Here is a 19,298-nt window from a genome sequence, read left to right on the forward strand (position 1 = left end):
TTAAACATATTGCTCACATAAAACGTCCTGCTTCCCTGATATCTGCACCCTAACAGATAATAATCTCATAAAAATCCTCTGATAGCAAAATAGGTTGTTACCAGCGAAAATCCGATAACGGCAATGAGTCCGAGATTCCATTTCCGAGAGGGCAAATATTCGCTCCCCATCAGCTCCTCCTTGTTCAGCAGGTAGAATATCGGAATAGCCACCGCCGGAAGAATTCCCGCCTGGAATGCCTGCGACAATACCATTAACACGGGCGGGGTCTGCTCCAGAAAGACTGAGCCAAAAGCAAAGAGAAGCCCGCCTACAATAAGCACCCTGAACATCGGGGACTGGATGTCTCGCTGCCACCCCATGTAGTCCGCGATCAGCCAGGGAGCAATCAGTACGATCGGAAATATGGTCGACAGGCCTGCTCCCGCAATCCCTACAATCATCAGAAATGCAGCCAGGTTGCCCCCTATGGGTTCCAGAAGCTGAATCATCTCAAGAGTTGTTTCCATGCGCAGTCCCATCACATGCAGCGTGCCGGCCCCGACGGCCATCACAATGGCACTCAAGAAAATCATTGTAAAAACGGAGACAAAAGCATCCCTTTTTTCCTGTTTGAGATCTTTGATGGTCCACCCCTTTTCGGCTACGACCGTACTTCGTATGATGAAGACCGCGGCGGAACAGGTAGTGCCCGCAATAGCCGCAACAAGTCGATAGGCGCCGGGGGTATCCGGGATGCCGGGAACCATACCCTCTAAAATTGCCGAATACGAGGGTGTGACCATGAAAAATACCGCGACGAAACAGCCGACCATCAGGATGACAAAGGTAGTGAGGATCTTTTCAAAGATCTTGTACCGGCCGAACCACAGCACCAGGAATATCAGCAGGCTGATCACCAGGATGATCCATCCCGTTTGAACGACGAGCCCCTGGTCGGAAGAGCTCAACCGAATCCCTTCCTGTATCAATTCTGCTACAATACCCATAATTCCGATCAGGGCCAGCAGCTCTCCCAGGATCAATGCTCCGATAATATACAGGGCCAGCACCCTGCCAATACCGGGAATCTCCGTTTTGAAATTCAGCAGCGCCGTTTTGCCGGTCACCAGGGTCAAATGTCCGAAGGCCACCATCAGGATATAGGTAAAAACTCCTGACAGAAGCAGCGCCCACAGAAGCGTCATGCCATGCTGGGCTCCGGTCATCCCCATGGTGGTAATACTGCCCGTGCCAATGTTGTATCCAATCAGGAAGAGGCCAGGTCCCACCGCACTGAGCCCGATGATTATTTTCCTGAACAGTCCACTATTCGATATTTTTTCCACTATTGCTGGTTTGCATGACAAATTATTGCTCTTACTGCTGAAGAACGAAGCATATTGCCTGAATGACTTTTTTACAATGCTGGTACCTGTATTACCAAAAGATCTGATCCACTGAACGGCCTAGGCTTCTGCCAAACGAGTTGTTCCCCCGCGCTTGAGTTCGATATCCATGCCCTTTTCATTGTTCTTCCAGGCCCCCGAGGTGAAATCCGGGACCTTCACTGAGTTGCCTTCATGGGCAACCGACCACTCACTCAGGGGGGCAATACAGCTCCATAGTGCCGCATCGTAGACGTCCATATCCAGAGGGATGCCACTGCGCAGGCAGTCGATCAATCGCCAGGACATCATCATATCCACCCCGCCGTGTCCCCCGATTTCTTTTGTTATGGCTCCCATCTTCCTACTGATTTCAGGTCTGTATTGCTCTTCAAGCGCGTCGTATTCCTCCTGTGGCAGCCAACCCTCATGCCCCGTGGCAATGCGCGCCGGCAGCGGATAGTGGCGGGCGATGGCTCTTGTACCGCTAATCAGGTTGTAACGTACGTTTGGCCGCGGTGAGCTTATATCGTGTTGAAGCATAATGGTACGCCCCTTGTGGGTACGGATGATGCTGGTATTCATATTGCCGCGGAACTGCAGGCCAACAAAAGACTGGTAATAGTCGTCGCGGGCTGCCAGCTCCTCCATCTTGTCGGCCATGGTAAAATCATTGCTGGATACCGAAACCATGTAGTCCATCTGGTCACCATAGTTCAGGTCCATTACCTGGCAGATGGTGCCCAGCCCGTGTGTAGGATAGAGGTTGCCGTTGCGATTGATATTTTCTTTCAGCCGCCACGGGCGATAGCCAAACCAGTTGTGATTGTCCGGATTCCTGACCCACCGGGATTCGGTATTCGATACCCGGTCGTGGATATATGCGCCTTCCCCGTGAACGAGCTCACCGAAGAAACCACGGCGGGCCATGTTTATGGTAAGAATATTAAAATCCCCGTACGCTGAGTTGGCCAGCATCATGCAGTGCTTCCGGGTCTGCTCGGATGTTTTTACCAGCTCCCAGCATTCCTCGATGGTCTTGGCGGCCGGTACCTCCACCCCGGCATGTTTGCCCTGCTCCATGGCATAGATGGCCTGGGGAGCATGCCATTTCCAGGGCGTGGAAATAATCACCAGGTCGATATCATCACGATCGCAGAGCTTCTTCCAGGCGTCCTCGCTGCCGTGGTACAGCTCCGGGTCATGATCGGAAAATTCCCGGATAGCCTTCCTGGCCGCCCGTGCCCGATCCTCGTAGAGGTCACACAACGCAATGACCGACACACCTTCAATGCGGGCAAACCGCTCCACCGTCCCCGATCCCCGGCTTCCGATACCGATAAACCCGACGCGGACCGTCTCCAATCTTGGGGCCGCATAGCCATGCATATTAAACTCTTGCGTATGCGCCTGCTGAAAAGGAGCGCCCCCGGACTTTCCTGGAGCCCCTGCCATGATTCCAGCCCCAGCCAATCCCGCTTTTTTAAGAAAATCCCTGCGATTTGATCCCATGGTCTTGTTGTTTTTTTCTGTCCGATATTCTGAAATACCCAGCTGTCACGATTTGCAGTGCCCTATATGGTTTCCCAGTTCATAATGCGCTGCGCGTTTCCGCGGTACAGCGCCTCCAGGACGGAATCAGGCAAGTCAAGCCCGTAATAACGCCACCAGACCCGGCCCGTCATATGCTCATCGTCACTTTCCAGCAGGCGCCACCACGCCTGATACATCCCCTGGTCCATTCCCATATCAGTGCCAAATAGTACCCGGTCCTGGTAGTCGCTCATAAATTTCGCCGCGCCCCGCGGCTGCCGACCCACCTCGTAGTCGCGCGCCGAGATGTCCACATAAAGGTTGTCATGCTCATCCAGCATCCCGGCCAGGCGGCCCAGGTCATTGCCCAGATTGGCCAGGTGGCAGGCAATGAAGGTGGTATTGGGGTGTTTCCTGAGGGTACTGGGCAGCAGGGGCAGCAGCTCCTCGTACGACAACCCCTCTCCCCCGTGCTGGTTGAACTGCTGAAAAATAGGAGTCCGCTCCTGGAACACATCCGGGGCCTCCCATGCCGAAGGATGATCGGCGATATGGATATTAACCGGCAAGTTCAGCTCACCGGCCCGTTTCCAGAATGCGTCCAACCGGTCATCATCGGGATGAAGCCGATTTTCGGGGGACAGGTTCCGATCCCTCGTGATGCCAAATCCCTTGTCGGTAACCTCTCCAATTCCGCGGGCTCCCTGCTTGTAACACCGTTCCAGCTCTACAACCGCCCGGTCGGGGTAGTCCGACTGCTCGATGCCGCTGCTCTCCACCCCGCAGTACAGCTGAAAACGGTCCGGGTATAGTTCCAGGTACATCTGCACCAGATCGTCAAATTCATCTCCGGTAGCCCCCGTTAGCACAACCGACTGCTCTATGCCTACCTCATCCATTGTCGTTACCCAGTCCGCCAGCGCCTGTTCCGGATCGTCATGCCCGCCCTGCCCCGGATAGTGATGGATATGGGCATCAATAACCGGATAACGGGCCTTCGAAATCGTAGTCTTTTCCGCTACAACGGATGAGCGGGGGGCATAGTCCTTCAGGAGGACGTGATCCATGGGGCCCGGGCCGGAAGGAACGCCCGGCCCGCTCCAGTCGCCGTATTTAACTTGACGCCACCGGGGATCCTTCCGCCAGTCCTTTCCATTGGCTTGCGCGGCCGCACTGCCGTTGCTGTCTCCCGTCTGCGGTTTACACCCCAGGATGCCGCTTCCGGTCAGGGTGATGCCTGCCAGCCCCGCTTTTTTCAAAAAATCTCGCCTGTTCGTTTTCATAACCTTGATCTATTCATCGTTGAGCTTCCGGGTTAACAATCAGACTTTGCCTGGTATATTTTCATGCTCCATAGACTACTTCGTCCTCTTACCAAGGATGGAATCAGCCAATACTAATCAGTTGAAGGTCGGAAATATTTCTTTAAGCTCCTCGGTTGATACCTGTCGCCCGTATTGTGAGAGTTCAAAGGATTCAGCATACTGAATATCCTTTCCCTGCTCTTCGCCATATAATTCAATGAGCCGCTCACGGTACATATCTGCCTGGTTTTCAACCTGCCCCTTGAACTCGTCAATGCGCATTCTCATGCGTTTTTCCTCATCCTCGGGTACTTCATCCCGCGTACCCCATGTCCAGGATTGTTTGTCAGAAAACTGGGAGGGCATCTGTTCAACCGCCTGCCATTTTTTTTCTGCCGCCTGATCAATGCCCACCACTAAATCGGGTTGGAAAGGATATGGTTTTTTGAACCGGTCATGATAATAAAGGATGACGGGATTGCGCGGAAGAGGTTCGGTATCAGGCGTAAAGTATTTGGCCTGTACCAGGATCGTAGCATCATCAACGAGTTCACCGCTGTAGCGATGATCCGGGTGATAATCATACCGGCGGTGGACCATCACCACGTCGGCCTGCCATTCGCGTATGAGGCGGGCCACTTTTTTCCTGTTCTCCAGGGAAGGCATCAGTTCCCCGTCATGAATATCCATCACTTCCGTGGTTATTCCCAGCACATCGGCGGCATTCTGTACCTCCTCCATTCGCCTGTGGGCCAATTCCCCGCCCGACATTCCGAAATGCCCAATATCACCATTGGTCATGGACACGCATTTAAAGGCGTGTCCTCCTTCCGCCCATAAAGCGCCGACCCCTCCGGCACTCAGTTCACAATCATCGGGATGCGCGCCAAAGGCAATAATCCGTAATTTCTGGTTGTCATCTTCCGCAACTTGTCCCAGTGCTGGCTGCACCGTCAAACCACAAAGGATACCGAATACAAATAGCAACAGTGAATTAATTTTTTTCATTGTACCAAGGTTAGCATTAAGATTAACAGCGTTTCTTTTATATCCTCCACTACCGGGATTCATCCAGTTCTTTTATATACACATTTCGAAACCAGAGTGGCGTGCCATGACTTTGCAATACGATGGGTCCCCTGCCGGGAGCGGGCTGCTTGTAATCCGCCCATAAATTATCCATAATCTCACCGTCAACCACGACCTGGTCATTGAGCGTCACCCACACCGAATCCCCTATCATCCGCATGTGCATGGCGTTCCATTCCCCGACCGGCTTGTCGGCTGTAGTCAAAGGGGCAAGGCGCGGATCGTTGTTATACAGGCCGCCGGAGCCCACTCCCTGATGGTGGGGGTCCCAAATCTGCACCTGCGGCATATTTCTCAAATAGATTCCGCTGTCCCCCTTGGGACCAATTTTCCATTCCAGGGCCAATGCAAAGTCACCGTATTCCCTGCGAGTTTCAATATTCCCTACCCCTTCTGTACCGTCATAGAGAATCATCCCATCCTGGATGTACCAGTGTTCAAAAGTAGTACTGTCAACTTTGGCCTGAAGCTGCTGCTGCTCTTCTTCCGAAAGCCCGTCAATCTGTTCCTGGATCTTTCGCGGATCCTCGGAAATCTGTCCCTTCCACTGTGAGAGGTTTCCGCTATAGAGAGCTGTATAGCCTTCCTCCTGGTAATCGGTCTCGGTTTCTTCATCACCGGGAACTTCGGTTTGACCACAGCTTGCAATAAGGACCAGAAGTAAAATCAAGTACGGGTATCTCATAGGTTCCATCACTATATGTAGTTAAGATTATTTCATGTCCTGAAGCTGCCCCAGCGGTTTCCAGGTGCATATCCAGCCCCGGGCTCTTCTGCATACATCAATCAGTCAACCGGTGGGGCACTCTCAGCCGGGTCGAGGATGCCGCCGGGCAGTTCCATGATATCCATCCTGCGGAAATGAATTTCCGTTCCCTCGGACTCTGGACATATATATCCCCGCTTGCGCCTTTCGGAACGGATTCCATTCACGAACTTTCCATTCACCGCCAGCTTCAGCGTGCCATCGATGCAAACGATCAGGTACCTGTTCCATTTTTCCGTATCCTTTACCCGGTTCTCCAGGGCATAGCTCCTGCCTCTGGCTATCTTTGAGGGATTGTCGGGAGTCGTCCCCTCCAGCCCCATGACCGGAAACAGGTGTCCATGCGCATACTCCTCAGCTCCGTCATTAATGTCTGCCCAGCGGGGATCCAGCATCTGTACTTCGATGCCCGTGGGAAACGGTTCATCCTCATAGGGCGTCCCGTTGGCCCAGACAAAAACCCCCGAATTTCCTCCGGGCTCCATATGCCGCCACTCGATATCCAGAATAAAATTTTCGTATTGTTTTTCCGTGCGCATCACGCCGATGGGCTGACCCGTACATTTGAGGATCCCGTTTTCTACCCACCAGGTATCTTCCGAGGTATTCATATCCACAAACCCATCCAGGTTTCGACCGTTAAACAGTGGCGTAAATGAGGGGGGCACACTCTCCGGGGAAGCGGAATCCAGCCGCTTCATCCCGGAGGGAGCCGCAACCATGGCCGTTCCCATCATCATTTGCCTGGCAAATGTTCTCCTGTCCATATTGCTCCTTCTTATCTATGTGTATCACTTCGCAGCTCAAAACCAATCCTGCTCCCCGGGGTTACCCCGGGAACTGCACCCGGCCGGCAGACGCTGCTGTCATCCCTTTTTCTTTTATCTATACTCAGCCGTTCTCAGCTGTAGCATCCCCATGGTTCTACAACTCTGCTACTAAGCGTACCTTTCCGTCGGAGCCGGGGCCGTTCCAACCACCGGCGGTTTCTCGGCAATGCCGTCAACCGGACCGAATTCATAGGTTTCAGGGCCCAGCCGCACGTCCGAATTCAGCACCTCCTCCCAGCTGATCTCCTGCCCGGTATACGCTGCCATACGTCCCATCATCGCAATTCGTGTTGACTTTATCTGCTCTTCCGAATCGTTGATATAGTTTCCAGAGCGTATGGCTGTAACCAGCTCCACATGCTCCTGTACGTAGGGTGGATGTACTTTCCAAGTAGGATCAGGATCGTTGTCATCCGGATGAGGATATTCCCATATGAGCTCCCCGTCATGGTTATACAGTGATCCGCTCGCATCCGCATATCCCTTGGTGCCGGTGATGATCTGTTTGCGCCCGTTATCACAGCCATTGATCTGACGGGTAGCGCAGTGCACTTTTTTCCCGTTCGGATATTCATAGACAATACTGAACTGGTCGAACTGGTCGCCTGATATTCTTTGCTGACGCCCACCATAGCCAATCGCCTTATCGGGATGATCGCCCACGTACCAGCTCATTACATCAAGTTCGTGAATAAACATTTCCACAATGTGATCGCCCGACAGCCAGCTGAAATTTCCCCAGTTGCGCAGCATGTATTCCATATCCGACCATTCCGGCTTGCGCTCTACCCACCAAAGGGCCCCGCCGTTGCGGATGATGTTGGCGCCCACGACTTCGCCAATGGCCCCGTTCTTAACGCGACGCTGGGTTTCCATATAATCCTTCTGATACCGGCGAACCGTGCCGCTGACCATGCACAGGTTCTTTTCCTTGGCCTTCTCGGTTGTTTCCATCATCATGCGCGCACCGACTGGATCTACCGCCACGGGCTTTTCCTGGAAAACATGCTTTCCAGCCTCAATAGCGGCCTTGACATGCATCGGCCGGAAATGAGGAGGAGTGGCAAAAAGAACAACATCCACATCCGAGTTGATCACTTTTTCATAGCTGTCAAACCCTACAAAACAGTTCTCATCTGCAATCTCAATCCCCTTTGCCGCCTGCAGGCTCGACCGGCATTTGTCCAGCTGATCCTGGAAAGTATCTCCCAGGGCAACAATCTCCAGGTTGGGACCGGCGTCTAAAAAATTTGCTGCAGCACCGGTTCCCCGGCCACCACACCCCACCAGACCCGCTTTCAATACCTCACCGTCGGGGGCCTGCTCCCGCAACGATGTCATCGGCTCATTCTGAATTCTAACCGTATCAGCACTCGAGCAGCTTGCCAGCACCCCGGCACTTCCCACAGCCCCTATCGTGCCCAGTGCAACCGTAGATAAAAAATCCCTGCGACTTTGTTCTCCTTTACTCATAATACCCTATTTGATTTTATTATGTAATATTGTCTCCCCGCGAACAACCGTAAAAAGACGGTCTGCGGGGAGATAAATCCAAAACTAAATTCGTTTCTTCTTTCCTAGTATCCCGGGTTGTTTTCTGTTATGGCCGAGTTACTATTCATCTCACTTTGAGGTATAGGCCAGAGCACATCTCTTTCCGGGTTAAAGGACCGATCAAAGCCGATATCATAGAGATACCACTCTCCGGCCTGTTCATCAAAGAAATACGTTCCCTGAGCCACGCCTTCTTTACGCTCGCCAATGCCCCAGCGGTTCATGTCGAACAGTCGAAGCCCCTCGAAGGCTAATTCAACACCCCGTTCTCTTCGCAGGATCTGTCTCAGTTCATCCTGGCTTTTGCCCCCGGTAATGGGAGGCATCTCAACCGATGGCCGCTGGCGTACCTCATTAATGGCATCGTAGACCGACTGATCAATTTCATTCAGTTCGATTTTTGCCTCGGCATACATCAGCAAGACATCGGCATAGCGGATATGAATCAGATTAATTGATCCGTTGGATGGGTTATCCCGGTCATTTTCCCAGTCTACCCATTTTTTCAGATTATAACCATGCTGGGTGGCCGCCTCACTAACCTGAACCCGGTCGGGCGTCGGGCTGTCTGGTCGGGAATTATAGGTCGAATTGCCAATAGGCTGTCCCGTATAATAGACCGTGTAATTCCAGCGGGGATCAATATTCTCATAGGGATCATCCGGGTTCCTGGGCCCCTTGAACTCCATCAGCTCATACAGTCCGTGCAGCGGTTCCACTACTGAGTTACCCCCGATAGAAGAAGCCGAATAGCTGAAAGCTCCATAGGTTTGTCCGTCGGGAGCGTACTGGCGGTCAAAAATAATCTCCGCTGAATTCTGTCCTTCGTACTGGAAAAGTCCCTGGTAATCAGGATAGAGCTCATAAATACCCAGGTCCATCACGGCTTTGGACGCATCACGGGCCATTGCCCACCGGCTGTTGCGCAATGCAATCCGTGCCTTCAGGGCAAGTGCGGCACCATGGGTGGCACGGCCGATATTTTCTCCCTCGTAGCTGAGGGGCAACAGGTTGTTGTTGATGATATTATCCAGTTCTGAGATAACGAACTCCACAACCTGGTCTTTGGGCGTACGTCCCACATGCTCATTGATATCAATGGGTTCTTCGATAAGCGGTACTGCCCCCCAGAGACTGCTCAGCTGCGTGTAAAAGTACGCCCGGAGGAACCGTGCCTCCGCTTCCACCCGCGAGAGCACTTCGGGATCGCCCGTTTCCACCTTCCCGACATTGGCAATCACATCATTGGCTTTACGGACGCCCTGGTAATAGCGGTTCCAGATGGCTGTAATGGCATCATTGGAAGGCACGATATTTCCGGCCCCCACATCATGCAGGGTTCCCGGTCCTGAAGGCGCCCGGTAGCCGATATCCGTCACTCCATCGAGCTGCTTGATCATGGTTCCGTCATCAAGTTCGCGATACACGGCATTGACAGCGGTAACCGCATCTTTTTCCCGTTCCCAGTAAACTTCTTCTGCGACCGTACCCGTGGGCAGAATATCCAATCCACTGTCGCATCCGAGAATAAAGACGACTCCTAAAAACAGACTTATAATTTTACTCTTCTTCATAACAAAATCCTCATTTAATAAGTGTTTAAAACGTAACATTCAGGCCTACGGTGAGTTGTTTGGTATGTGGAAAGAATTGACTCCTTCCTCTCGGTATTTCAGGATCGAACAGTTCGGTAGGTGTAAACGTCAGCATGTTCGTACCTGAAACATAGACTCGAAGGCTGTTAACCACCGGTTGAGGAATTTTATACCCAAGCTGAATATTTTTCAGCCTGATATACTTGGTATCCTGGATCCAGAAATCCGACTCCTGCAGGTTCCAGGTGTTTCCGGCCGTAACCTTGGGCCATGTTCCATCTGGATTTCGTTCGGGATGGAAGGTTTCTTCTGCCATGACATTGGGGATAAAGTTCTGCCAGTTCGGCCCCTCCATCAGGGCACCGTCAAGGGTGTGGTACTGCTCAAGCACGCCCTGCCAGAACATCCCGAAATCGAACCCCTTGTAGGTGGCATTGAAGTTAATCCCGAATTCATAACGCGGATCTTCATTGCCCATAATAATCTGGTCGCCTCCATCGCTGGCCAGTGATTGCGAAAGGTTGCCATCGCCGTTCAGATCTTTGTAGATAATATCCCCGATGCCGGCATTGGGATTGATCCTTGCCGGGTACTGCTCAAGGTCTTCTTGTGTTCTATACAATCCCGGAGAAGTAAAGCCCCGCAGCGAGTTGATGGAATGGCCTTCGGCCCAGACCGTAAATTTATCAGGGTAGAAGGGACCTTCGCCGCTCAGGCTTTCAATCTTATTGACAACATCCGACATATTAACCCCCACCGTGTACTGGAAGCTGTCATCATCCCTGGACACACTGTGATAGTTCACCTGGAACTCCCAGCCGATATTGGATACTTCCGCCGCGTTCTGGGTCGGTGGGTTAACACCGATGGTAGCCGGAATAGGCAAATCCAGCAGGATATCATCGGTGTAATTCCAGAAATACTCGGCGATGACCTCAATCCGGTCATCCATGAATCCAAGATCCAGCCCAACATTTGTCATTGTGGTTGTTTCCCAGGTGATGCTTGGGTTCCCTGCGTCAGTAACGGCAGCGCCTGGCACCACATTATCATTGAACTGGTAAGGCTGGTTCAGATTATAGGTATTCATAAACTGGAACAGTCCGATGCGTTCATTTCCAAGCTGCCCCCAGGAGCCTCTCAACCGGAGGTTGCTGATGGCATCAACGTCTTCCATGAAACTCTCGCTGGATATTCTCCAGCCGGCCGAGAACGAAGGATACAGACCCCACCGGTTGCCGTCGCCAAAGCGCGACGAGCCGTCGTACCGCAGGTTAGCCTGCAGCGAATAGCGGTCGTCGTAGGAGTAGTTCGCTCTTCCAAAAAACGACCGAAGCCGCCATTCAAAATTATAACAACTGCCCGTGTAACTGCCCGCATCGTTATAGGATTGACACGTACGCTGGTTCCCTGCATCCCCGGCACTCAGGGAGCGCAGCTTGTTGTTGAAAAAGTTGGCCCGGGCCGCTGAAACCTGTTCGGTGCTGTTAAAAATCTCTTCATAACCGACAACCCCGCTAATGGAATGCGATCCAAGATCCTCATCATAGTTCAAAAAGAGCCGCTGGCTGAGCTCACGCTCCGAATAGCGTCCCTCCTGCAGGGTATTGGTGCCAAACCAACCGCTCGCTGCAACAGGTTCTCCCGTCACATAATTGATCATGCCATTTCGGGACTCCCGGAAAATGGTCTCATTGGTGCCGGTGATGTTGGCGGTAAAATCACCCTCGATGGAAATAGATTCCGTAATCTGGTAATCCAGTCCCACCGTACCTACGATATCATTGCTGAGCCGGGTGGTTTCTCCCGAATTGGCCATAATAAAGGGATTCCACTGCCCAAACAGGAGATCACCGGTTGCTTCCTGTCCGTCGGGATAGCTCATCACGGCATTCCTGTTCATATGCAGGATGCCCTGGACAATTCGTGCAGGCGTGAAGCCCGGCCCCGTTACATCCCGGTTCCTGTACAGCAGGTTGGCCTTCGCAGTCAGCTCATCCGTAATAAACAAATCACTGTTGATACGGATGCTGGCCCGCTGGTTATTAAAATTCTGTACGACGCCGTCCGCGTTGGTGTAGTTGACATTTGCATAGATACGCCCCACATCACTTCCGGTTGAAACGGATAACGAATGATTCTGCTCGAGGGCATTATCCTTAAAAGATCCCTCCTCCCATTCAGCAAATGGATACTGCAGGGGGTTGGTCCCGGCCACAACATTCTGAATATATTCCTCGGAATAGGTCGGCGACCCCCCGGCATTGACTTGTGCTTCATTTTCAAGTCTCATCCATTCTTCTTTGCCGGCAGGCTCCGGAAAGCCAAGCATGTTCTGCCAGCCCACATGGGAATTGTACTTAATGGTCATGCCTGTACGGGATCCCCGCTTCGTGGTTACAAGGATAACCCCGTTGGCAGCCCGCGACCCGTAGATCGCCGCCGAAGCCGCATCTTTCAATACGGTGATCGACTCGATGGCCGAGGGCTCAAGCGTGCTGAGCGACTGCTCGACCCCATCCACGAGAATCAGCGGGTTGGCATTGTTTAATGTACCGGTGCCCCGAATACGGGTTACCGTATTCTCCTCGCCCGGCTGTCCCCCCTGGTACTGAACAGTCAATCCCGGTGAGACCCCCTGCAGACCAAGCTCGGTGTTGGTCAGGGGCTGCTCTTCCAGCTCATCGGCCGATACCGAACTGACAGCGCCCGTTACATCAGCTCTGCGCTGGGTTCCGAATCCGACAACCACCACCTCATCCAGCGCGGCCGTCGATTCCTGGAGCACAACATCAATAGAAGTTTGTCCTTCTACAGGAACTTCCACCCTCTGAAATCCTACAAATGAGAAAACCAGCGTTGCATCCGAGGCGACCGTTATCTCATACCGTCCGTCGGCGTTGGTAGAGGTTCCCTGGGTAGTGCCCTGAACCGTAATATTCACCCCCGGAAGCGACTGGCCGCTGGTAGCATCCGTCACCTGACCGGTAACTGTAATGTCCTGAGCCTGTACGACTGCGGTGGCAAGAAAAAACATCAACGAAATGAACGTTAGTATCCTGATACCTTTCATATTTTCACCCTTATCTTTATTTCATTCACCACGACTTATCCACCCTATACAGAATGGATAAAGTCAATTTTATTTTCCCTTATTTTCAACTTAACAAAAGATAAATTAAATGCAAGTTTTATTTTTTCTTTCTCTTTCTTATATACATTTAATCTTTCGTTTTATTATTTTATAGAAGTTATACTATCTTTTTTTAGCTTTGGGCTTTAAAAAAGTTGTGCCGAAAAGACCGATTAGAATTATTAAACCGTATTTTTCATGAGCTTACTATTACATCCTGACTATCTTGCAAATGAAACCCCAAGTGATCGAGGCACCTTTACCGCCGAAGAGATAGAGCGGCAGCCCCTCACATGGAAAAAGCTTTGGAAAAAAATAATGCAAGAGTCAGAACGGCTCACTTCCTTTGTCAATAATCTTCAAACCAAACGCGGATTAAATATCGTACTCACAGGAGCCGGCTCCTCGGCCTTTGTAGGTGATACGGTTGCCTCTTCATGGCTTACGCATACATCCTGCCCCACCCAAGTCATTCCCACCACCGACCTGGTGACTCATTTCAGGGAACGCGTTGCCACGACCAAGCCCCTGCTTTTGATTTCATTTGCCCGTTCAGGCAACAGCCCGGAAAGCACAGCGGCCATTCAGCGTGCCAATGAGCTCTGTGAAGAGGTGCATCATCTCATTATCACCTGCAATGCGGAAGGCAAACTGGCCCAGATGAAAGGGCAGCCCAACACCTGTGTTTTTCTACTGCCCCCGGAAGCCGAGGATCAGAGCCTGGCCATGACCAACAGCTTCACCAGCATGGCTTTGGCAGCCACACTGATTCCGGCTCTTTCAGCAGTGCCAACCGATAAGCTCCAGGGCCAGGTAGAAACGCTTTCCTCCTACGCAGAACACCTGCTCGGGCAGTATGTCCCGATGTTGCATACCATTGCTCAGAAAGCATTCAGCCGTATTGTCTTCCTCGGCAGCGGGAGTAACTGGGGGGTGGCCAAGGAATCGCATCTGAAGGTACAGGAACTCACCAATGGACAGGTCGTCGGCAAATTCGATTCCTTTCTGGGCTTCCGCCATGGCCCCAAAGCTATTATCAATGATGAAACGCTTATCGTCTATCTATTATCCAATGATAAGCGAACGAATCGCTATGAGCGAGATCTGATTGATCAGGTTGCCCGGCATGACATCGATCTGACCACCGTCGCCGTTGCCGAAACCAGTGATATTACATCGAATGTTGATTTTTCCATACAGATGGGTGAGAATCATAAACTGCGGGAAGAGTTCTGGGCCATCCTCTGCACCCTGCCGGCACAGATTATCGGTTTCTTCAAGTCCCTCATGCTGGGCTACAATCCCGACAATCCCTCTCCTGATGGTACGATTTCCCGGGTTGTGGAAGGCGTTACTATTTATAACGACACTCCCAAGTCTGTCAATAGACAACAGCAGCTATGATTCTAACGGTTTGTGCGAATCCATCGGTCGACTCTTTCTGGGCTATTGACCAGATACAGCGGGGAACAACCAATCGATCGGCGGCCGAATCGTTTTATCCCGGCGGCAAGGGAATACATACCGCCTTTGCCCTCCGGGAACTAGGTCAGCAAGTCATGGTTCTGGGTGTCTGGGGCGGACAAACGGGGCAATGGCTCAAGGAGCAGTGCCTTGAACGGGATATTGAGCCGGTTGGGCCGCATGTAGAAGCATGGACCCGTATCTGCATCACCAATCAAAGTGCGACGGAATGGAATGAAACAGAGATACTGGGCGGCGGACCTTCAATAGCAGCACACCAGGTGCGCAAGTTCAAGACCACTTACCAACAGTGCCTCGCTGATGAAAATATCAAAGCGGTTACCATCGGAGGATCCGCCGCCCGCGGATTTGGGGATAAGCTGTACGCTGAGATGATAGAACTCGCACAAGAAGCAGGCCGACCTGTTTTTTTGGATGCCTCCGGCCTCCTCCTGAAGAATGCACTCGCAGCCCAGCCCTACGCAATTCATATCAACCGTGATGAGGGCAAGCAGCTGTGTGGCAAAGAGGATCCAGCAGCCATCGCCCGGTGGCTCAGTGCACACTGTACGCTCGCAGCCGTTACGAATGGGGCCGACGGACTGTACCTGCTACACGACGGACAGCTTTGGCACTCCTCTCATTACCTTGCCCCTTCTGAAATTCACAGTACGATCGGTTCAGGCGATTGTCTGCTTGCAGGTCTCTGCCTGGCTACTTTCAATTACGATTTCCCAGAACAATGGGCTAAATTTGCAACAGCCTGTGGGAGTGCAAACTGTATCTCCCCCCAGCTGGGGATGCTGGCCGCAGCAGATGTACATAAAATCTTTGAACATGTAACTGTTACCTCCGTATCCCCGCCCGAATCCTGACATTGCAGAAACGACATTCCCTGCAATTCTTCCGGGTTTAAGGCCTTCAGCAAACGTATTTTTAACCACAAATTTCAAAATCGATGTCTACCAGTACCCCTCCCCAAAAAGATCTTTTAGTTATTGGCGAGTTGAATATGGATCTCATCCTCGATGATGTACAATCATTTCCCGAACTGGGGAAAGAAAAGATAGCGGGCGATCTCAACCTAACCCTTGGCAGTTCATCAGCCATTTTTGCCGGCAACAGCTCTCGGCTGGGCCTTGCCGTTGCATTCTGCGGCATGATTGGTGATGACGATTTTGGTAAAACCATCATCCCCCAGCTGCAGGAATATGGCGTTGATACCTCGCTGATCACGGTGACCAATAAATACAAAACCGGCCTGACAGCCATCATCCGGTATGCTGATGACCGGGCCATGGTCACCTATCCGGGGGCGATGGAACATTTTGCCCTTGCTGACATTCCGGAGGAGGCCTTCGGGCAGGCCCGCCACATGCATATTTCCTCTATCTTTCTACAACCCGGCATAAAAGAGGATCTGCCGGCAATCATTGACCGGGCCAGTTCAGCCGGCATGACAATCTCTATCGATACTCAATGGGACCCGGAAGAGCACTGGGATCTAGATTTTGAGCACCTGCTTTCCCGAATTGATTTCTTTCTTCCCAACGAGGATGAATTCCTGAATATGACCGGGTCTTCATCGGTGGAAGAGGCTATTGACCGGTTTCAGCCATATCTTACCGACGGAACCGTCATTATCAAGCAGGGGACCCGGGGGGCCACCTATTTTACTTCAGATACCATAAAATCCATCCCGGGCTACACCAACCCGGACCCCGTTGATACCGTCGGGGCGGGTGACAGCTTCAACGCCGGGGTTATCTATCGATTCCTTCAGGGCGATCCCCTGGAACGCTGTATCAAATTTGGCAATATAACCGGTGCGGTCTCAACGACAGCCCCGGGGGGCACCCAGGCCCTTACGAGCCTCAACGATATACTTCATACCGCTAAAAATAAACTTTCAATAACCGATTCTGATGACTTTACAAGCTAAGTTCGCTGAACTGGATAACGACGACAAGGCACTGCTTGCCGTCAATTTTTATAATTTTGAAACCCTCTCGGCCGTGCTGAAAGCAGCTGCTGCCCAAGATACGGCTATTATTCTGCAATCAACCAAAAGTACCATCGACTACCTGGGGCTGGAGGTCACCTCCAAGCTGGCCAGGGCCGCCATTCACCAGTACGGCGTGGAAGCCTGGCTGCACCTGGACCATGCCACTGATATCGACCTTATTCAGCGGGCACTGGATGCCGGTTACGACTCTGTAATGATAGATGCCAGCGAAGAACCCATGGAGATTAATAAAGAGAAGAGCCGGAAGGTCGTTGAGATGGCCGAGCCCTACGGAGCCAACGTAGAAGCGGAACTCGGCTACATCGCCAAGCTGGGGCAGTCAAAAGAAGAAGTCGCTTTTACCCAGCCGGATGAAGCACGGACTTTCGTAAAAGATACCGGCGTCAACGCCCTGGCCGTCGCCATTGGCTCGGCCCACGGCTTCTATGACCGTGAACCGGAACTCGATATTGAACTGCTCGCCGATATCCACAAGGCCACCCCGGCAGCGCTGGTGCTCCACGGCGGGTCAGGCATCCCGGATGCCCAGATACAATCGGCCATTCATAACGGCATACGGAAGATAAACCTGGCAACAGAAGTCAAAAATGGCTTTATGAATACACTTCGTGACGAACTTCCCAAATCGGATGAAATTGATCTTAGAAAAGTTTTTCCCACAGCGATCAGCCATGTACAGCAGCTGCTCGAAGAAAAAATTGCAATGATAAACCAAGCCTGAAAATAAATGCTGCCTATCGACGCTTTTCCAAAAATAGATGCTCATGTTCACTTTAACGCCGATCGCACCAACCTGTTGGAGATGGCCTCGAAATTTAACTTCTCTATGCTGACAATCAATACGGAGGTCCCGGAGTTTCCGTCTGTTGACGAGCAAATGGAGCTTGCTCAAAAGCACCAGGGACATGCCGGCGTCGATCTATTTTATGTTTGCACGGTATCCACCGAGGGCATCTTCGAAAAAGGATGGGCCGAAAGGGCCATCCAAAAGATTAAACATAAGCTGTCTGAGGGGGCCAGGGGCGTCAAGTTCTGGAAGAATATCGGGATGTCCATTCAGCGCCCGGACGGCTCTTTCCTGATGCTCGACAACCCGGAACTGGAGCCCGTTTTTGCCTATCTGGAAGAGCAGCAGATTCCGGTGCTCGGACATCAGGGGGAACCCCGCAACTGCTGGCTCCCGGTTGAAGAGATGACCGTGAAAAGCGACCGGGATTATTTCTCGGGCCACCCGGAATACCATATGTACAAACATGATGAATATCCGGATTACTGGGACCATATTGAATCGCGTGACAAGGTTTTATCCCGTCACCCGGGCCTTCGATTCATCGGCTTGCATCTTGCAAGCCTGGAATGGAACCTCGATGAAGTGACCGAGCGGCTCGAAACCTATCCCAACCTGCCGGTAGACCTGGCTGAGCGAATTTCACACCTCTATTATCATACCGCAGAAAACCGACAAAAGGTTATCGACTTCTTCGACACCTTTCAGGACCGCATTATCTATGGAACGGATATCATTAACGATCCCTCTGCTTCTCCCGAGGCTATCAACAGGGATCTTGAAAAACGCTGGACTACCCACTGGGATTTCTTTGCATCCGACCGGGAACTGGAGTCTCCTCAGGTCGAACCATCATTCCGCGGGCTGGATCTGCCGCGAACCATTCTTGAGAAGATCTACCGCACCAACGCCCAGGACTGGTACCACCTTGATTAACAATCAGCAATAAACTCCAGCCAGGTCATTGGTCGGTCAGCTGGCCGAACCTATACCTTGACAACAGCAATATCCCGCTTTTTCAGGCCCTGTTCGTATTCATCCGAAATCCTGTCGTCCGTGATAACCATGCCAATAGGGTTCAAATCGCAGATATATGAAAAGCTGTGACGTCCGAATTTTGACGAATCCGTGACCGCAATCACCTTGTTGGATCGCTGCACCATCAGGCGGTTCAGCTGGGCTTCCTGGGGGTTTGAGGTCGTAAGTCCATGCTCAAAATCCATCCCGTCAACCCCCAGGAAAAGTTTGTCAAAATAGTAGTTCTGCATGGTACGCTCGGCTTCAGGCCCAACAAGCGAATAGGACTTGTCGCGCAGTACGCCGCCGGTCAGCATCAGGTTGAGGTTCGAGACCCCCGCCAGCTCCACGGCGATATTGATCGCATTGGTCATGAGGGTGAGGTTTTTCTTCTCCTTCAGCCGCAGGGCAATCTCCCGGGTCGTGGTCCCGGAATCAAGGATGATCGATTCCCCGTTCTGCACCAGCCCGGCCGCATATTCCCCAATGCGCCCCTTCTCTTCCATATTGATCTTCTGCTTCTCCTCCAGCGAAGGATCGTTATACACATTATTGCGAAGCAGTGCCCCGCCATAGGTTCGATGGATAAGGCCTTTTTCTTCAAAAAAATCCAGATCATTGCGGATCGTTACCGTCGATACATCAAACTCTTCACTCAGCTCATCTACGCGGACCGATCCTTCACTCTGAATCTTGTGGATAATTTTATCCCTTCTATCAACTGTTGACTTCATCTATAACAAGTATCTATTGAAAATTTTTCGTACTGATTTTCCTACGGAAAACTTATATATGCGAAAAGATAACAAAACGCAATAAAATTCTCTTTCTGT

At 51.8% G+C, this 19,298-nt stretch carries 15 protein-coding genes; 5 read left to right on the forward strand and 10 right to left on the reverse strand.

The window, feature by feature from the left end; all coding sequences use genetic code 11:
• Nucleotides 1–65: 65 nt before the first annotated feature.
• The 9 genes from FN808_RS06450 to FN808_RS06490 form a co-directional block, all read right to left on the reverse strand.
• Nucleotides 66–1,328 (reverse strand): NRAMP family divalent metal transporter, encoded by a 1,263-nt coding sequence (locus FN808_RS06450; RefSeq protein ID WP_221929943.1) that lies wholly within the window; start codon nucleotides 1,326–1,328, stop codon nucleotides 66–68.
• A 120-nt stretch (nucleotides 1,329–1,448) separates the two neighbouring features.
• A complete protein-coding gene (locus FN808_RS06455) occupies nucleotides 1,449–2,879 on the reverse strand; it encodes a Gfo/Idh/MocA family oxidoreductase (RefSeq protein WP_142713733.1) in 1,431 nt (476 codons plus the stop codon).
• 62 nt (nucleotides 2,880–2,941) lie between these two features.
• Nucleotides 2,942–4,183, reverse strand: a complete 1,242-nt coding sequence (locus FN808_RS06460) for an amidohydrolase family protein (protein WP_142713734.1) — start codon at nucleotides 4,181–4,183, stop codon at nucleotides 2,942–2,944.
• Between the two features lie 117 nt (nucleotides 4,184–4,300).
• Nucleotides 4,301–5,212 carry a PIG-L deacetylase family protein gene (locus FN808_RS06465; RefSeq protein ID WP_185958280.1) on the reverse strand — a complete coding sequence of 304 codons (912 nt, stop codon included), beginning with the start codon at nucleotides 5,210–5,212 and terminating at the stop codon, nucleotides 4,301–4,303.
• Between the two features lie 49 nt (nucleotides 5,213–5,261).
• A complete protein-coding gene (locus FN808_RS06470) occupies nucleotides 5,262–5,987 on the reverse strand; it encodes a 3-keto-disaccharide hydrolase (protein WP_142713736.1) in 726 nt (241 codons plus the stop codon).
• A gap of 92 nt (nucleotides 5,988–6,079) precedes the next feature.
• Nucleotides 6,080–6,826 carry a 3-keto-disaccharide hydrolase gene (locus FN808_RS06475; protein ID WP_221929944.1) on the reverse strand — a complete coding sequence of 249 codons (747 nt, stop codon included), beginning with the start codon at nucleotides 6,824–6,826 and terminating at the stop codon, nucleotides 6,080–6,082.
• A 171-nt stretch (nucleotides 6,827–6,997) separates the two neighbouring features.
• Nucleotides 6,998–8,362, reverse strand: a complete 1,365-nt coding sequence (locus FN808_RS06480) for a Gfo/Idh/MocA family protein (protein WP_221929945.1) — start codon at nucleotides 8,360–8,362, stop codon at nucleotides 6,998–7,000.
• 104 nt (nucleotides 8,363–8,466) lie between these two features.
• Nucleotides 8,467–10,017 carry a RagB/SusD family nutrient uptake outer membrane protein gene (locus FN808_RS06485; RefSeq protein WP_142713737.1) on the reverse strand — a complete coding sequence of 517 codons (1,551 nt, stop codon included), beginning with the start codon at nucleotides 10,015–10,017 and terminating at the stop codon, nucleotides 8,467–8,469.
• 25 nt (nucleotides 10,018–10,042) lie between these two features.
• Nucleotides 10,043–13,111, reverse strand: a complete 3,069-nt coding sequence (locus FN808_RS06490; RefSeq protein ID WP_142713738.1) for a SusC/RagA family TonB-linked outer membrane protein — start codon at nucleotides 13,109–13,111, stop codon at nucleotides 10,043–10,045.
• Nucleotides 13,112–13,369: 258 nt separating this feature from the next.
• Between FN808_RS06490 and FN808_RS06495 the strand changes: the two genes are divergently transcribed.
• The 5 genes from FN808_RS06495 (at nucleotide 13,370) to FN808_RS06515 (ending at nucleotide 18,384) form a co-directional block, all read left to right on the forward strand.
• Complete coding sequence (locus FN808_RS06495; RefSeq protein WP_142713739.1) at nucleotides 13,370–14,575, forward strand: SIS domain-containing protein; 1,206 nt, start codon at nucleotides 13,370–13,372, stop codon at nucleotides 14,573–14,575.
• A complete protein-coding gene (locus FN808_RS06500) occupies nucleotides 14,572–15,510 on the forward strand; it encodes a 1-phosphofructokinase family hexose kinase (RefSeq protein ID WP_142713740.1) in 939 nt (312 codons plus the stop codon). Before FN808_RS06495 ends, FN808_RS06500 begins: the two co-directional genes overlap by 4 nt.
• Before the next feature lie 83 nt (nucleotides 15,511–15,593).
• The gene (locus FN808_RS06505; protein ID WP_142713741.1) at nucleotides 15,594–16,577 is read left to right on the forward strand and encodes a carbohydrate kinase family protein; all 984 of its coding nucleotides are present in this window, start codon (nucleotides 15,594–15,596) and stop codon (nucleotides 16,575–16,577) included.
• Nucleotides 16,561–17,382, forward strand: coding sequence for a class II fructose-bisphosphate aldolase (locus FN808_RS06510; RefSeq protein WP_142713742.1), 822 nt, complete (start codon nucleotides 16,561–16,563; stop codon nucleotides 17,380–17,382). Before FN808_RS06505 ends, FN808_RS06510 begins: the two co-directional genes overlap by 17 nt.
• A gap of 6 nt (nucleotides 17,383–17,388) precedes the next feature.
• Nucleotides 17,389–18,384, forward strand: coding sequence for an amidohydrolase family protein (locus tag FN808_RS06515; protein WP_142713743.1), 996 nt, complete (start codon nucleotides 17,389–17,391; stop codon nucleotides 18,382–18,384).
• 50 nt (nucleotides 18,385–18,434) lie between these two features.
• On the opposite strand, the gene agaR is transcribed toward FN808_RS06515, so the two are convergent.
• Nucleotides 18,435–19,199: a transcriptional repressor AgaR gene (gene agaR / locus FN808_RS06520; RefSeq protein WP_142713744.1), complete on the reverse strand. Its 765-nt coding sequence runs from the start codon at nucleotides 19,197–19,199 to the stop codon at nucleotides 18,435–18,437.
• Between the last annotated feature and the right edge of the window lie 99 nt (nucleotides 19,200–19,298).

The sequence above is a fragment of the Fodinibius sediminis genome (genome assembly GCF_900182555.1).
Classification (GTDB): domain Bacteria; phylum Bacteroidota; class Rhodothermia; order Balneolales; family Balneolaceae; genus Fodinibius; species Fodinibius sediminis.

What these genes read in the sequence shown, in the direction of transcription:
- FN808_RS06455 (WP_142713733.1), bottom strand. Translation starts at nt 2,879, where the DNA reads ATGGGATCAAATCGCAGGGATTTTCTTAAAAAAGCGGGATTGGCTGGG.
- FN808_RS06495 (WP_142713739.1), top strand. Translation starts at nt 13,370, where the DNA reads ATGAGCTTACTATTACATCCTGACTATCTTGCAAATGAAACCCCAAGT.
- FN808_RS06460 (WP_142713734.1), bottom strand. Translation starts at nt 4,183, where the DNA reads ATGAAAACGAACAGGCGAGATTTTTTGAAAAAAGCGGGGCTGGCAGGC.
- FN808_RS06485 (WP_142713737.1), bottom strand. Translation starts at nt 10,017, where the DNA reads ATGAAGAAGAGTAAAATTATAAGTCTGTTTTTAGGAGTCGTCTTTATT.
- FN808_RS06470 (WP_142713736.1), bottom strand. Translation starts at nt 5,987, where the DNA reads ATGGAACCTATGAGATACCCGTACTTGATTTTACTTCTGGTCCTTATT.
- FN808_RS06500 (WP_142713740.1), top strand. Translation starts at nt 14,572, where the DNA reads ATGATTCTAACGGTTTGTGCGAATCCATCGGTCGACTCTTTCTGGGCT.
- FN808_RS06505 (WP_142713741.1), top strand. Translation starts at nt 15,594, where the DNA reads ATGTCTACCAGTACCCCTCCCCAAAAAGATCTTTTAGTTATTGGCGAG.
- FN808_RS06465 (WP_185958280.1), bottom strand. Translation starts at nt 5,212, where the DNA reads ATGAAAAAAATTAATTCACTGTTGCTATTTGTATTCGGTATCCTTTGT.
- FN808_RS06515 (WP_142713743.1), top strand. Translation starts at nt 17,389, where the DNA reads ATGCTGCCTATCGACGCTTTTCCAAAAATAGATGCTCATGTTCACTTT.
- FN808_RS06480 (WP_221929945.1), bottom strand. Translation starts at nt 8,362, where the DNA reads ATGAGTAAAGGAGAACAAAGTCGCAGGGATTTTTTATCTACGGTTGCA.
- FN808_RS06475 (WP_221929944.1), bottom strand. Translation starts at nt 6,826, where the DNA reads ATGGACAGGAGAACATTTGCCAGGCAAATGATGATGGGAACGGCCATG.
- agaR (WP_142713744.1), bottom strand. Translation starts at nt 19,199, where the DNA reads ATGAAGTCAACAGTTGATAGAAGGGATAAAATTATCCACAAGATTCAG.
- FN808_RS06490 (WP_142713738.1), bottom strand. Translation starts at nt 13,111, where the DNA reads ATGAAAGGTATCAGGATACTAACGTTCATTTCGTTGATGTTTTTTCTT.
- FN808_RS06510 (WP_142713742.1), top strand. Translation starts at nt 16,561, where the DNA reads ATGACTTTACAAGCTAAGTTCGCTGAACTGGATAACGACGACAAGGCA.